The sequence below is a fragment of the Rhizobium sp. USDA 4016 genome (assembly GCF_056279705.1).
Genome location: NZ_JBWCCY010000004.1, coordinates 1,834,369 through 1,847,328, shown reverse-complemented (window position 1 = coordinate 1,847,328; position 12,960 = coordinate 1,834,369). Strand labels below are relative to the sequence as shown.

The 12,960-nt window shown below is 61.5% G+C and carries 13 protein-coding genes and 1 riboswitch; of the genes, 4 read left to right on the top strand and 9 right to left on the bottom strand.

All coding sequences use genetic code 11. The annotated features are described in order from the left end of the window. Window positions 1-14 precede the first annotated feature (14 nt). The 6 genes from ACZ9DP_RS24300 to crcB form a co-directional block, all read right to left on the bottom strand. Complete coding sequence (locus ACZ9DP_RS24300) at window positions 15-1,547, bottom strand: acyl-CoA carboxylase subunit beta (RefSeq protein WP_194729765.1); 1,533 nt, start codon at window positions 1,545-1,547, stop codon at window positions 15-17. Between the two features lie 36 nt (window positions 1,548-1,583). After that, a complete protein-coding gene (locus ACZ9DP_RS24295; protein WP_476203813.1) occupies window positions 1,584-2,042 on the bottom strand; it encodes a hypothetical protein in 459 nt (152 codons plus the stop codon). Window positions 2,043-2,110: 68 nt separating this feature from the next. Then, entirely contained in the window at window positions 2,111-2,896 is a 786-nt protein-coding gene (locus ACZ9DP_RS24290) for an ATP12 family chaperone protein (protein WP_194729766.1), read from the bottom strand. A gap of 9 nt (window positions 2,897-2,905) precedes the next feature. Further along, complete coding sequence (locus ACZ9DP_RS24285) at window positions 2,906-3,556, bottom strand: HAD-IA family hydrolase (RefSeq protein ID WP_476203812.1); 651 nt, start codon at window positions 3,554-3,556, stop codon at window positions 2,906-2,908. Further along, entirely contained in the window at window positions 3,553-4,545 is a 993-nt protein-coding gene (locus ACZ9DP_RS24280) for an RluA family pseudouridine synthase (RefSeq protein ID WP_074068261.1), read from the bottom strand. Before ACZ9DP_RS24280 ends, ACZ9DP_RS24285 begins: the two co-directional genes overlap by 4 nt. A gap of 87 nt (window positions 4,546-4,632) precedes the next feature. Further along, window positions 4,633-5,010 (bottom strand): fluoride efflux transporter CrcB, encoded by a 378-nt coding sequence (gene crcB, locus ACZ9DP_RS24275; RefSeq protein WP_074068262.1) that lies wholly within the window; start codon window positions 5,008-5,010, stop codon window positions 4,633-4,635. Window positions 5,011-5,131: 121 nt separating this feature from the next. Between crcB and ACZ9DP_RS24270 the strand changes: the two genes are divergently transcribed. Further along, the gene (locus ACZ9DP_RS24270) at window positions 5,132-5,398 is read left to right on the top strand and encodes a hypothetical protein (protein ID WP_039844986.1); all 267 of its coding nucleotides are present in this window, start codon (window positions 5,132-5,134) and stop codon (window positions 5,396-5,398) included. A 57-nt stretch (window positions 5,399-5,455) separates the two neighbouring features. On the opposite strand, the gene ACZ9DP_RS24265 is transcribed toward ACZ9DP_RS24270, so the two are convergent. Together ACZ9DP_RS24265 and ACZ9DP_RS24260 are read right to left on the bottom strand one after the other, a co-directional pair. Then, the gene (locus ACZ9DP_RS24265; RefSeq protein ID WP_476203811.1) at window positions 5,456-6,421 is read right to left on the bottom strand and encodes a copper chaperone PCu(A)C domain-containing protein; all 966 of its coding nucleotides are present in this window, start codon (window positions 6,419-6,421) and stop codon (window positions 5,456-5,458) included. A gap of 78 nt (window positions 6,422-6,499) precedes the next feature. Beyond that, window positions 6,500-6,874 (bottom strand): hypothetical protein, encoded by a 375-nt coding sequence (locus ACZ9DP_RS24260; RefSeq protein WP_476203810.1) that lies wholly within the window; start codon window positions 6,872-6,874, stop codon window positions 6,500-6,502. A gap of 160 nt (window positions 6,875-7,034) precedes the next feature. Next, window positions 7,035-7,127: riboswitch (glycine riboswitch) on the top strand. A gap of 152 nt (window positions 7,128-7,279) precedes the next feature. Between ACZ9DP_RS24260 and gcvT the strand changes: the two genes are divergently transcribed. From gcvT to gcvP, 3 genes are read left to right on the top strand one after another with little or no spacing between them, the layout of a single operon-like run. Then, window positions 7,280-8,416, top strand: coding sequence for a glycine cleavage system aminomethyltransferase GcvT (gene gcvT / locus ACZ9DP_RS24255; protein ID WP_476203809.1), 1,137 nt, complete (start codon window positions 7,280-7,282; stop codon window positions 8,414-8,416). Between the two features lie 26 nt (window positions 8,417-8,442). Further along, entirely contained in the window at window positions 8,443-8,805 is a 363-nt protein-coding gene (gene gcvH, locus ACZ9DP_RS24250) for a glycine cleavage system protein GcvH (RefSeq protein WP_239598676.1), read from the top strand. After that, a complete protein-coding gene (gene gcvP / locus ACZ9DP_RS24245) occupies window positions 8,805-11,669 on the top strand; it encodes an aminomethyl-transferring glycine dehydrogenase (protein WP_476203808.1) in 2,865 nt (954 codons plus the stop codon). Before gcvH ends, gcvP begins: the two co-directional genes overlap by 1 nt. 172 nt (window positions 11,670-11,841) lie before the next feature. Here the strand turns inward: gcvP and ACZ9DP_RS24240 are convergent, their stop codons facing one another. Beyond that, window positions 11,842-12,642, bottom strand: coding sequence for a class I SAM-dependent methyltransferase (locus tag ACZ9DP_RS24240; RefSeq protein WP_074068271.1), 801 nt, complete (start codon window positions 12,640-12,642; stop codon window positions 11,842-11,844). Window positions 12,643-12,960: the final 318 nt, after the last annotated feature.

Below are 12,960 nucleotides of genomic sequence, written 5' to 3'. Positions count from 1 at the left end.
ACGATTCTCACACCTCAGAGCGGAATATTGTCGTGCTTCTTCCAGGGGTTCGAGAGATCCTTGTTGCGTAGCATCTTCAGACCGCGCGCCAGGCGGCGGCGCGTCGAATGCGGCATGATCACCTCGTCGATATAGCCGCGCTCGGCCGCGACAAAGGGCGACAGGAAGCGGTCCTCGTACATCTTTGTGTGTGCCGCAATCTTTTCCGGATCGGTGATGTCCTTACGGAAGATGATCTCGACTGCGCCCTTCGCACCCATCACTGCGATCTGCGCCGTCGGCCAGGCATAGTTGAGATCGCCGCGCAGATGCTTGGAGGCCATTACGTCGTAAGCCCCGCCGAACGCCTTGCGGGTAATGACTGTCAGCTTCGGCACGGTCGCCTCCGCATAGGCAAAAAGCAGCTTCGCCCCATGCTTGATAAGACCGCCATATTCCTGCGCCGTGCCCGGCAGAAAGCCCGGAACATCGACGAAGGTGACGATCGGAATACTGAAGCAATCGCAAAAGCGCACGAAACGCGCGGCCTTGCGTGATGCATCGCTATCGAGCACGCCGGCAAGCACCATCGGCTGGTTCGCTACAAAGCCGACCGTCGAGCCCTCGACGCGCCCGAAACCGCAGACGATGTTCTTGGCGAAGCTTGCCTGAATCTCAAAAAAATCGCCATCGTCCGCAACCTTGTGGATCAGCTCCTTGATGTCATACGGCTTATTGGCATTGGCGGGGATGAGCGTGTCCAGCGATTGATCCCCATCCATCACCGACTGGTAACATTCGATCTCCGGCACCGGCGAGGTGTTGGAAAGCGGCAGGAAATCGATGAGGCGGCGGACCTGCAGCAATGTGTCGACATCGTTGTCATAAGCGCCGTCGGCGATTGAGGAACGCGTCGTGTGAACAGAGGCGCCGCCGAGTTCCTCGGAGGTCACGGTCTCGTTGGTGACGGTCTTGACGACATCCGGACCGGTCACGAACATGTAAGAGGTGTCGCGCACCATGAAGATGAAATCGGTCATCGCAGGCGAATAGACGTCGCCGCCGGCACATGGGCCCATGATCACGGAAATCTGCGGAATGACGCCGGAGGCGAGCACATTGCGCTGGAAGACTTCGGCATAGCCGCCGAGCGCAGCAACCCCTTCCTGGATGCGCGCGCCGCCCGCATCATAGATGCCGACGATCGGCGCCCGATTTTTCAGCGCCATGTCCTGGACCTTCATGATCTTCTCGGCATGCGCCTCGGAAAGCGAGCCGCCGAACACCGTGAAATCCTTGGCGAAGACGAAGACGGTCCGGCCGTTGACGGTTCCCCAGCCCGTGACGACGCCGTCGCCGGCAATCCGGCTCTTGTCCATGCCGAAATCCGTCGAGCGATGCTCAACGAACATGTCGAACTCCTCGAAAGAGTCTTCATCGAGGAAGAGGTCGATCCGTTCGCGTGCCGTCAGCTTGCCGCGCTTGTGCTGCGCTTCGATGCGCGCCTGGCCACCGCCCTGCCGAGCAATCTCCCGGCGCCGCTCCAGCTCGTCGAGAACTTCCTTCATGAAATCTCCCCTCGCCGCTCGATCGCGGCATGATCTTCAGCCGCGGCCGGTATTGAGCTTAAAGGCCGAGCGGACTCGCGCTGCGATATCCTCCGCCAGAATCTGATCCGCCATGGCCCGATCGTTGGCAGTGCTGGTCACCTCGAACGAGCTGACGGCGATGACCGAGCCCTCGTCGACGGACGCCGCATCGATATTGATCTTGGCGATATTCCTGTTTTTGTCGAAGCCTGTGACTTTCTGGAGGGAAGCGATGCGAATCGTCAGCACGACGCGCGGATAGACCTCGGTCCGAACCGTTGAATTGATAGCGGCATTGATGCGGTCGCCGATGCCTGAAAGCAGCTCGGGCGGTGTATTGGGACCGCCGAGAACCACGGCACTGCGGACATCGTAGATAGGAGCGGCCGGCTCATCGGAGGTCAGGCCCATGCAGGACGTCAGCATGGCGCAGACCAGCCCCAGCTGACAAAAAAGCGACCTAAACCAATTCATGCTGAATTCCGCACCTCTCCCGCTCGGAGTCGCAGATTTCGCCATAATGGCTGCCAAAGCAATATGTTTCAGGCCTTTAGCGCCAAAAAAACCTCCGCCGCTGCCTTGAACTCCTCAAAGCGCTTGGCACGGCGCAGTTCGCCCTCCTCGTCGCTGCCCCAATGCTCGATCGTCCAATCCTCATCGAGATGGGCAAGCGACCAGACCTCGTCCAGGGTCAGATGGCGCTCGGCGAACCCCAGGGCCAGAAGGGCCGACCCGGTTAGCGTCGTTATCGTGTGAAGGGAGGCAAGTGCCAACGCACTATCGTGTCTGCGCAAAGTGACGTCGAAGGCTGCGACCGCTTCGCGCGGCTGCTCGTGATGCATCACGCCTTCAATCAGGATGAAGCGCGCGCCGAGATCATTCGCCGCCCAATCGAGAACCGGGTCCCACTGCTCGGTCTGGCGCTGCACCAGGAGTTCCGGTCCTTCGGCGCGGTAGCAGAGAAGATCGCTCGAGGAAAACCGCAGGATGTCTTCGAAGACGGCTTGCGTGTCCATCGCGACGCCGTCGAGCGCCGTATTGACGAGGCGTGTCACGGGCATGGTCGCCGGGTCAATCACTTCAGCCTGTGCATCCCACTCGGCGGCGAGGAGCTCGGCCAGAGCCTCTACCGGCACCGCCAGAACCTGTTTGGCGGGCGTGCGCACGACCTTGCCATCAAGCTCGATCGCGAAGGCGTCGTCCCGCTCGGCAACCGTGACGTTCTTGTAGAAGCGTTTCGGCAGCGGCCTTTTCATCTGGATCTGCGCGCGGCGGATCGGATCGGGGTGGCTCAGTCCTTCGGAAAGGTCGTTCAGCAGGTCGCGCATGGCGTCACCTCAAAAATGGTCAAGCACGTCATTCGGATGGTAAGCGACAGTATCGGCGCCGGCGGCAATCAGGTCGTCAACGCTGGCATAACCCCAAGATACACCAATTGCCTTTGCGCCTGCAGCCTTTGCCATCTGCATATCGTAGACAGCGTCGCCGATGACAATGGCATCAGCGGCCTTCATGCCGGCTTCGTCGCAGCATTCGGTTACCATGGCCGGATGCGGCTTCGACGGACAATCGTCGGCCGTCCGCGAGACGATGAAATGCGGCGTGAAACCGTGTGTTTCGAGGACATTGACAAGCCCGCGGCGCGACTTTCCGGTGACGGCGCCGATCAGGATGTCTTCCCGTGCGGCGAGCCTGTCTATCATCGGCTTTATCCCGGCGAAAAGGGGCACATCCATGCCGGACTCCTGCCTGACATCCATGTAGATCGACTTGTAGTGGGCCGTCATGGCGATCGCCTCGTCATCGACATGCAGCTTGCCCTGCATGCGGGCAATCGCGATATCGAGCGTCAGACCGATGATCGATTTGGTGCTGGAAAGATCCGGCCGTGAATGACCGAATTGAACGAAGGTTCTGGCCATCACCTCATGGATCAGGGCGGCACTGTCGACCAACGTGCCGTCGCAATCGAAGAGAACAAGCTTCATTCGTCAATCCTCTCCGCACCGGCAAGATCAAGGCCGAGAAGGTTCCAGGTCTGCACCATATGCGGCGGCAGCGGCGCCGTGATGCGCAGGCGTCCGCCTGCAGGATGCGGGATGTCGATATGACGGGCATGCAGGTGAAGCCGCTTCTGGATGCCGCCGGGAAAGTCCCAGTTCGGGTCGTCGATGAAGTATTTTGGATCGCCGATGATCGGATGGCCGATATGCAGCGCATGAACACGAAGCTGATGCGTACGGCCGGTGTACGGCTCCATCTCGAGCCAGGCCAGGTTTTGCGCCGCCGTTTCAATCACGCGGTAGTAGGACACGGCATGATCCGCACCCTCCTCGCCGTGCTTGGCAATGCGCATGCGATCGCCGTCGGCAGTCGCTTCCTTGACGAGCCACGTGGAGATCTTGTCCTCATGCTTGCGCGGCACGCCCTTCACCAACGACCAGTAGGTCTTCTTGGTGTCGCGTTCGCGAAAGGCAGCCGTCAGCTTCTGAGCGGCACCACGTGTGCGGGCAATGACGAGCACGCCCGATGTGTCGCGGTCAAGCCGGTGCACGAGCCGCGGCTTCTCGCCTTTGGGGCTCGTCCAGGCCTCCAGCATCTGGTCGATATGCCGGGTCAGGCCGGAACCGCCCTGCACGGCAAGTCCGGCGGGCTTGTTGAGCACGATCACCTTGTCGTCCTCATGCAGCACCATGCGCTGAAGAAGTTCGTAATCGCTGGAATGCTTCAGCTCCTTCCCGGCGATCGGACCGCTCTTGACCTTCGCATCGACATCGAGCGGCGGCACGCGAACCATCTGGCCCGGCTGCACCCGCGCGTCGGTCTTTACGCGTCCACCGTCGACGCGGACCTGGCCCGAACGCAGCAGCTTCTGAAGCTGGCCGAAGCCGAGGCCAGGGAAATGAATCTTGAACCACCGGTCGAGCCGCATTCCCGCCTCGTCGGCATCCACCTTGATATGTTCGATTCCGGCCATTCTTGTTCTTTCGGAAATTCTTGGGCGCGCCACGCGCGGCTGTTGCCGGTGGCTTTAGAGCATTTTTCTCCGCGCGGAAACTGCCTTTCAGATCAAAGCACGCACAAGCGCGAGACCAGCCATGACAGAGGCAATCGAAAGCCCGACGCTTGCGGCGACGTAAAGTCCGCCGGCGACTGCCTCGCCCCGCTCGAAAAGCGAGATCGCGTCCAGAGAAAAGGCGGAAAAGGTCGTAAAGCCGCCGAGGAAGCCGGTGATGAGCAGCAGGCGCATCTCGACGGAGGCGTTGAACCGGCGCGCGATCATTTCGGCAAAAACGCCAATGGCGAAACAACCAACGACGTTGACAATCAGCGTGCCCCAAGGAAAGCCAGGCCCCAGGAGCCGCAGCGACCATTGGCCGACATAATATCTCAAAAGCGAGCCGATAGCGCCGCCGGCGCCGACAAGAAGAGCCTGGATCATCGTTCTGGTTTACCTGACGAATTGACCGTTTCCAATTGGATGAGAAGAAATCCTACCGTTCATTAAAATGCGAATGATTTCCTTAGCCGCGCACGAACCGGCGATGTGTATCAAACGTCCTATGACACAGGTCGTCACCATATCCGCGAGCACGGCCGCCGCCGCTTTCGAAACGCTGAGGATTGCTCCCCGCGTGCCGACGAGCATGGCGGCAAAGGACGCGCGCCGGATCGCAGACCGTCAGCTCAAGGGCCGACATGACCAGGAGCTGAGCGAAACGGCAAGCATCATTCAGTCCACCGAAGTGGCGCTCGACCTGATGGCCAAGGGCAACAAGCAGCCGCAGGCAGGATTGCAGCAGGCATTGAAATCCTACGAGGATTTTTGAGTTTCTCACCTTTGGAAAGCAGACGGCCTGCGGCGACTGCCGCAGGCCTGTTGCTGGTTATTTGCCCTGGGCCGAGAGAACCTCCAACGTCACGTCGATCTTGCCCGCCTTCTCAAAGGTGAGCGTCACCGGCACGCTCTCACCCTGCTTGAAAGGCGCCTTCACCTTCTGGAACATCAGATGCAGGCCGCCAGGCGCTAGCTTCACCGTCCCGCCCGCCGGAATGGCAATCCCATCCTTCAGTTCACGCATCTTCATGACATTGTTCTGCATGGCCATTTCGTGCATCTGAACTTCGCCCGCGGTCGGCGAGGAAACGACGACGAGCCTGTCGTCGGTCTTGCCGTTATTCTTGACAGTAAAGAAGCCGCCGCCGACCGGCTGGCCGGGCAGCATTGCCTTCGTAAAGGCGCCGGAGATTTCGAGGTCGCCGAGTGTTGCAGTGCCGCCTGCTGCAGCGTTCATGTCCATCCCGGCCATGTCGCCATGGTCATGGCCATTGTCGCCACCGGCAACGACCTTCAGCAACGGCGCCGGGCTCTTGAGCCTATGGGGATCGCCGCCATCGGTTGCCACCTGGTCCCATGCCTCGGCCGCATCGCCGCAAAGCTGCTTCACCGGAAAGGCCAGCGATGTTCCGGCATCCACGCCCGAAACCTTGCCTTGGATCACGAAGGTATCGTAAAAATCGTCCGAGAGGTTGCCGCCCTTCCAGCGGATTTCGACTGCGCCGGATTTCACCTTGGTGCCGTGATTGTCGTAGGTCTTCTGATAGTCGCCCTTGATCACTTCAAGTTCCCAGCCGGACTTCGGCTGCGGCTTGGCGAATACAAAGCCTTCCGGCAGCTTCACCTGCACTTCTTTGGTGGGCTTGCCGTCACAGCCATGCGGCACCTGCAGCGTTGCGAGGAACGTCTTTTCCTGTGGGGCTTCGGGATTAAGAAAGGTGACATGCGCCTGCGCTGCCGTGAATGCGGCTGCGAAAACCAGGGCCGCAGCGCTGAGTGTCTTGATTGTCTTCATCGGGTATCTCCTCGCCGGCTGCAGCTCGCAATGGCTGGCGCACCGGCATTGTCGTGTCATTTCGGTGGTGGCTGGAGATCAGGCCAGAACCGGCGGTGCCCTGGACTTCGGCCGGTCGACGGCGGGCACCCCGATGGGGGTGTCAGCAACAACCGGGGGGTTATGCAGCGTCGCGAACTCGAGATGCAGCCAAGAGCCGTTATCCGGCACCGGCAGGATGACGAAAGCCGTAAGCCGGCAGACTTCGCAATTCGGCTTCAGAGGGACCGTCTTGCCGCTGCTGTCCGTAGCGGTCACGCAAAGCGAGGCGTGGGTGCCGTCCGGCAGGACGTATGCGGCGCTATTATAGTCCGCGTCCGCCGCAGCCGCCTGATGCGCAAGGCCAAGCATAAGCAAGCTCAGCGCGCAGAGAATGCGCGTCAGCATGCCAGCGTTTCGGCCCGTTTTCATCATCTGGATCCTCTTTAGCGGATTTCGCGATTAAGCACTTTATCCGAAAAAAGCAAAAGCCCATTTGACGCAGTTCAACACTTTGTCGAAAGACGGCGCGACAAAAATTTGTTCGGCGGCGACATTCCCCCTTGCCAAGAGCCTGCTCCGCCGGATAATTGCCGCAACCCTGTTGGGAGAATCCGGTCTACAGACGGCCGGTGCCGAAGGAGCAACCGCCCCGGAAACTCTCAGGCCAAAGGACCAGCAAGGGGCAGACGGAACTCTGGAGAGAAGCGTTCTCGAAACGCTCGCCGAAGGGATAACAATCTCAGGCACAGGGACAGAGGGGGCTCGAAAGCAAGGCGTAGCCGCGCCTTCAGATTGAGCCCGCGCATGGAATTCCACGCGCAAACCCCGGAGGCGTCGTTGGACGATACTGCTGCCCTCAAGAAAACTCCGCTACACGCGCTGCATCTTTCGCTCGGTGCCCGCATGGTGCCTTTCGCCGGCTACGAGATGCCCGTTCAGTATTCAGCCGGCGTGCTGAAGGAACACCTGCAGACGCGCGCCGGCGCCGGCCTCTTCGACGTCTCCCACATGGGTCAGGTCGTCGTGAGGGCGAAGTCCGGCAGATATGAAGATGCCGCCCTCGCACTCGAAAGCCTCGTACCGGTCGACATTCTCGGCCTCGCCGAAGGCCGCCAGCGCTACGGCTTCTTCACCGACGAAAACGGCGGCATCCTCGACGACTTGATGATCACCCATCTCGACGACCATCTCTTCGTCGTCGTCAACGCCGCCTGCAAGGAGGCCGATGTCGCGCACATGCAAAGGCATATCGGCGACCGCTGCGACATAACCCTTCTCGACCGCGCGTTAGTCGCGCTGCAAGGTCCGCGCGCCGTCAACGTGCTGGCCGAACTCTGGGCGGATGTCGCGGCGATGAAGTTCATGGACGTGCGTCACTGCCGCTTGCACGACATCTCCTGTCTCGTTTCCCGCTCCGGCTATAGCGGCGAGGACGGCTTCGAGATCTCCGTACCCGTTAACAAGGCGGAGGATGTCGCCAGGCGGTTGCTCGAACATCCCGATGCGCAGCCGATCGGCCTCGGCGCCCGCGATTCGCTGCGTCTGGAGGCGGGACTCTGCCTCTACGGCAACGACATCGACGCCACCACAACGCCGGTCGAGGCGGCGCTCGAATGGGCCATGCAGAAGGCCCGCAGGACGGGCGGAGCGCGCGCGGGGGACTTTCCGGGTGCAGCACGCATTCTCGGTGAACTCGACAATGGTGCCACACGCCGCCGTGTCGGCCTGAAGCCGGAAGGCAAGGCGCCGGTGCGCGGCCATTCCAAACTCTATGCGGATGCCGAAGGCAAGACCGAGATCGGCGAAGTCACTTCGGGCGGCTTCGGCCCGAGTGTCGAAGGCCCGGTTGCCATGGGCTATGTGCCGGTTTCGCATGCCTCCGTTGGAACCCAAATTTACGCTGAGGTGCGCGGCAAGTATCTCCCCGCTGCGGTCGCCGCCCTGCCTTTCATCACGCCGACCTACAAACGCTAAGATATTTTCCAGAGAGGAACAAAACCATGCTGAAATTTACCGAAGAACATGAATGGCTGAAGCTCGAAGACGGCGTGGCGACGGTCGGCATTACGAATTATGCCGTCGAACAGCTCGGCGACCTCGTTTTCGTCGAATTGCCGGAAGTGGGCGCGACCTTTTCCAAGAATGACGATGCCGCCACCGTCGAATCCGTGAAGGCTGCCTCGGAAGTCTATTGTCCGCTCGATGGCGAGATCACCGAAGTCAACGAAGCGATCACTGCCGATCCGTCGCTGGTCAATTCCGACCCGCAGGGCGCCGGCTGGTTCTTCAAGCTGAAGCTCAAGAATCCGGCCGATGCCGATGGCCTGCTAGACGAAGCGGCCTATAAGGAGCTCACCGCGTAATGACGACGCCGACAGAATTCCAGTTTACCGACTACCAGCCCTACGACTTCGCCAACCGCCGCCATATCGGCCCGTCGCCGGCCGAAATGAGCGACATGCTGAAGGTCGTCGGCTACAACAGCCTCGACAGCCTCATCGACGCGACCGTGCCTTCTGCGATCCGACAGAAGGCGGCGCTTGCCTGGGGCGCGCCGATGACGGAGCGCGAGGCGCTCGACAAGCTGCGCGAGACCGCCAACAAGAACAAGGTCCTCGTTTCCCTGATCGGCCAAGGCTATTACGGCACCATCACGCCGCCAGTCATCCAGCGCACCATCCTCGAAAATCCGGCCTGGTACACGGCCTACACGCCTTACCAGCCGGAGATCAGTCAGGGCCGTCTGGAAGCGCTCTTGAACTACCAGACGATGATCTGCGACCTGACCGGTCTCGACGTCGCCAACGCTTCGCTTCTCGACGAAGCGACCGCTGCTGCCGAAGGCATGGCGATTGCCGAGCGCGTCGCGAAGTCTAAGGCCAAGGCTTTCTTCGTCGATGCCGCCTGCCATCCGCAGACGATCGCGCTCATCCAGACCCGCGCCGAACCGCTCGGCTGGAGCGTCATCGTCGGTGACCCCTTCAAGGATCTCGATCCGGTGGACGTCTTCGGCGCCATCTTCCAGTATCCGGGCACGCACGGCCACGTGCATGATTTCACAGGCCTGATCTCCCGCCTGCATCAGACGGGCGCGATCGCCATCGTCGCGGCCGATATCCTCGCGCTGACGCTTCTGAAGTCGCCGGGCGAAATGGGCGCCGATATTGCGATCGGCTCGTCGCAGCGCTTCGGCGTTCCGGTGGGCTACGGCGGACCGCATGCCGCATATATGTCGGTCAAGGATGCGCACAAGCGCTCCATGCCCGGCCGTCTCGTCGGCGTCTCGGTCGATGCCCGCGGCAATCGCGCCTACCGGCTGTCGCTGCAGACCCGCGAACAGCATATCCGCCGCGAAAAGGCAACGTCGAACATCTGCACCGCGCAGGTGCTGCTCGCGGTCATGGCCTCGATGTATGCGGTTTTCCACGGTCCCAAGGGCATCAAGGCGATCGCCCAGCAGGTCCACCAGAAGGCCGTGCTGATGGCTAAGGGCCTAGAAAAGCTAGGCTACAGGATAGAGCCAGAAACCTTTTTCGACACGCTCACCGTCGATGTCGGCCACATGCAGGGCCTCATCCTGCGCGCGGCCGTCGCCGAGGGTATCAACCTGCGCAAGGTTGGCACGACCAAGATCGGCATGAGCCTCGATGAGCGCACGCGCCCCGCGACGCTCGAAGCCGCCTGGCGCGCATTCGGCGGCAATTTCGCCGTGGCCGATTTCGAGCCAGGCTACCGCCTGCCGAAGGACCTGCTGCGCACCAGCGAATATCTGACGCATCCGATCTTCCACATGAACCGCGCCGAAAGCGAAATGACCCGCTACATCCGCCGGCTCTCCGACCGCGACCTCGCCCTCGACCGCGCGATGATCCCGCTCGGCTCCTGCACCATGAAGCTGAACGCCACGGCGGAAATGCTGCCTATCACCTGGCCGGAGTTTTCGGATATCCATCCTTATGCTCCGGCCGATCAGGCGCTCGGCTACCGCGAAATGATCGACGATCTGACGGAAAAACTCTGCGCCGTGACCGGCTATGACGCCTTCTCGATGCAGCCAAATTCCGGCGCGCAGGGCGAATATGCCGGCCTGCTCACGATCCGCAACTACCATATCGCCAACGGCAACGGCCATCGCGACGTCTGCCTGATCCCGACCTCGGCGCACGGCACCAACCCCGCCTCCGCGCAGATGGCCGGCATGAAGGTCGTGGTCGTCAAGGTTCGCGGGAACGGCGACATCGACATGGACGACTTCCGCGCCAAGGCGGAGGAGCATGCGGAAAATCTCTCCTGCTGCATGATAACCTATCCTTCGACGCATGGCGTGTTCGAGGAGACGGTGAAGGAGATCTGCGATCTCGTGCACAAGCACGGCGGCCAGGTCTATCTCGACGGCGCCAACATGAACGCCATGGTCGGCTTGTCGCGTCCCGGTGACATCGGTTCCGACGTCAGTCACCTCAACCTGCACAAGACCTTCTGCATCCCGCATGGCGGCGGCGGTCCCGGCATGGGCCCAATCGGCGTCAAGGCCCATCTGGCGCCTCACCTGCCCGGCCACCCGGAAACGGACGGACGCTCAGGCGCCGTCTCGGCAGCGGCCTTCGGCTCGGCCTCGATCCTGCCGATCTCCTGGAGCTATGTGCTGATGATGGGTGGCGAAGGTTTGACGCAGGCAACCAAGGTTGCGATCCTCAACGCCAACTACATCGCCGCCCGCCTGAAGGGCGCCTACGGGGTGCTCTACAAGTCCGAGAGCGGCCGCGTCGCGCATGAATGCATCATCGACACGCGTCCGCTGGCCGACAGCGCGAGCGTCACGGTCGACGACATCGCCAAGCGCCTGATCGACTGCGGCTTCCATGCCCCGACCATGAGCTGGCCGGTCGCCGGCACACTGATGATCGAGCCGACCGAGTCCGAAACCAAGGCCGAGCTCGACCGCTTCTGCGAGGCAATGCTGGCGATCCGCGAGGAAGCCCGCGCCATCGAGGAAGGCAGCATGGACAAGGTCAACAACCCGCTGAAGAACGCCCCGCACACGGTGGAAGACCTCGTCGGCGAATGGGACCGCCCCTACAGCCGCGAACAAGCCTGCTTCCCGCCCGGGGCCTTTCGTGTCGACAAATACTGGTCCCCGGTCAACCGCGTCGACAATGTGTACGGGGACAGGAACCTCGTTTGCACCTGCCCGCCGGTGGAGAGCTACGCAGAGGCTGCGGAGTAGAAGCGGTCGGGCAAAGCCCGAGCCGATCGATCCGGTGAATCGATTGCAGCGACGAATGCCCCGAGCCTGAAGCGGGGCTGGAAGGCTCCTCGTCGGAGGGGCCTTCGATTCCAAGATCAAGGATCGTGCGTGTAAGAAACGGCGGGGGCCGATCAGACCTCTGGCTGCCGGCTCAGGGAACGATGCCGCGACAGGCCCATGCAACATTTGCGAACGACCTTGGACCATCGGACCGGCCCGCCTCGTATGCGTCGCGTACGGCAGCATCGATGCGCGCCCGCTCAGCGGCGTCGAGCGTCGCCACATATTTGCCAAGAGGGCCTTCGCCTGCGGCAATAGGTGCCCAGTAATCATTAAAGTTTTGGTACTCCATGCGGATCACCAGCTGAGTTTCGGTAACGTCCAGCAGACCCTGCTCGACAAAAGTCCGCTTCATTTCGCCAGGCTGCATCATCGGCTGAAAGCAATAGCGATTGCGCAGCTGCCGCCCGGTCTCGCTGAGCGCCGCCACCGTGTCGACCATCATTCGCATGCCGGGCATGCCGCCGAGATGATCCCAGACAGCTGCGGCGACTACCCCGCCCGAACGCACGACGCGGCGCATCTCTCCAACGGCCCGGCCGGCCTCGGGCACGAAATGAAGAACGAGCAGTGCGAGCGCGCGGTCGAAGCCTCCGTCTTCGAAAGGCAAAGAGCAAGCGTCCGCCTGCCCGATCTTGATGCGCGGGTCGATGTTGCGCCGAATTGCCTCCTCGACGAAGACTGGCGAATAGTCGACGGCAGCGATCTCGCTGAGATCAGCGGCCTTGGCAAGGGCAAATGTCAGGCTGCCCGTGCCGCAGCCGACATCAAGTACCTTCTCACCAGCGGCAAGACCCGCAAACCCAATGAATGGCGACGCGAGCTTTTGGCTCCAGCGTCCCATGAGCTGCTCGTAGCCGGCCGCGTTGTGAACGTTAAAGCTTGAGGACATCGAAAGCTCCATTAGCCAGAGGTATGGCAGTTAAAACTGAGCACTTGGCAGGGCGGCCAAGCGGTCATTGGCAATGGCCATATTGCGCCGAAAGAAGCTTAAGGCAAAGGCCGTCGCCTAGGCCTTTCCCTCGCCGAGCCTCTGCACCCTGGCCAAATCCTCCGGCGTCGCCGGCGAAGGCTGAATATTCGAGGCGAGTTCCCGACCTTGTCGTCACGGGAGTGCTTGGCGCCCTGGCCGCAATTGCCGACATGATATTTGCGCCATATGGCCTCCACGGCGGCGCCGGACAAGGCGGCGCTTCAAGGACATCGCCGC

Coding starts and splice junctions, on each gene's coding strand:
- ACZ9DP_RS24300 (WP_194729765.1), bottom strand. CDS start 1,547: ATGAAGGAAGTTCTCGACGAGCTGGAGCGGCGCCGGGAGATTGCTCGG.
- ACZ9DP_RS24295 (WP_476203813.1), bottom strand. CDS start 2,042: ATGAATTGGTTTAGGTCGCTTTTTTGTCAGCTGGGGCTGGTCTGCGCC.
- ACZ9DP_RS24290 (WP_194729766.1), bottom strand. CDS start 2,896: ATGCGCGACCTGCTGAACGACCTTTCCGAAGGACTGAGCCACCCCGAT.
- ACZ9DP_RS24285 (WP_476203812.1), bottom strand. CDS start 3,556: ATGAAGCTTGTTCTCTTCGATTGCGACGGCACGTTGGTCGACAGTGCC.
- ACZ9DP_RS24280 (WP_074068261.1), bottom strand. CDS start 4,545: ATGGCCGGAATCGAACATATCAAGGTGGATGCCGACGAGGCGGGAATG.
- crcB (WP_074068262.1), bottom strand. CDS start 5,010: ATGATCCAGGCTCTTCTTGTCGGCGCCGGCGGCGCTATCGGCTCGCTT.
- ACZ9DP_RS24270 (WP_039844986.1), top strand. CDS start 5,132: ATGACACAGGTCGTCACCATATCCGCGAGCACGGCCGCCGCCGCTTTC.
- ACZ9DP_RS24265 (WP_476203811.1), bottom strand. CDS start 6,421: ATGAAGACAATCAAGACACTCAGCGCTGCGGCCCTGGTTTTCGCAGCC.
- ACZ9DP_RS24260 (WP_476203810.1), bottom strand. CDS start 6,874: ATGATGAAAACGGGCCGAAACGCTGGCATGCTGACGCGCATTCTCTGC.
- gcvH (WP_239598676.1), top strand. CDS start 8,443: ATGCTGAAATTTACCGAAGAACATGAATGGCTGAAGCTCGAAGACGGC.
- gcvP (WP_476203808.1), top strand. CDS start 8,805: ATGACGACGCCGACAGAATTCCAGTTTACCGACTACCAGCCCTACGAC.
- ACZ9DP_RS24240 (WP_074068271.1), bottom strand. CDS start 12,642: ATGTCCTCAAGCTTTAACGTTCACAACGCGGCCGGCTACGAGCAGCTC.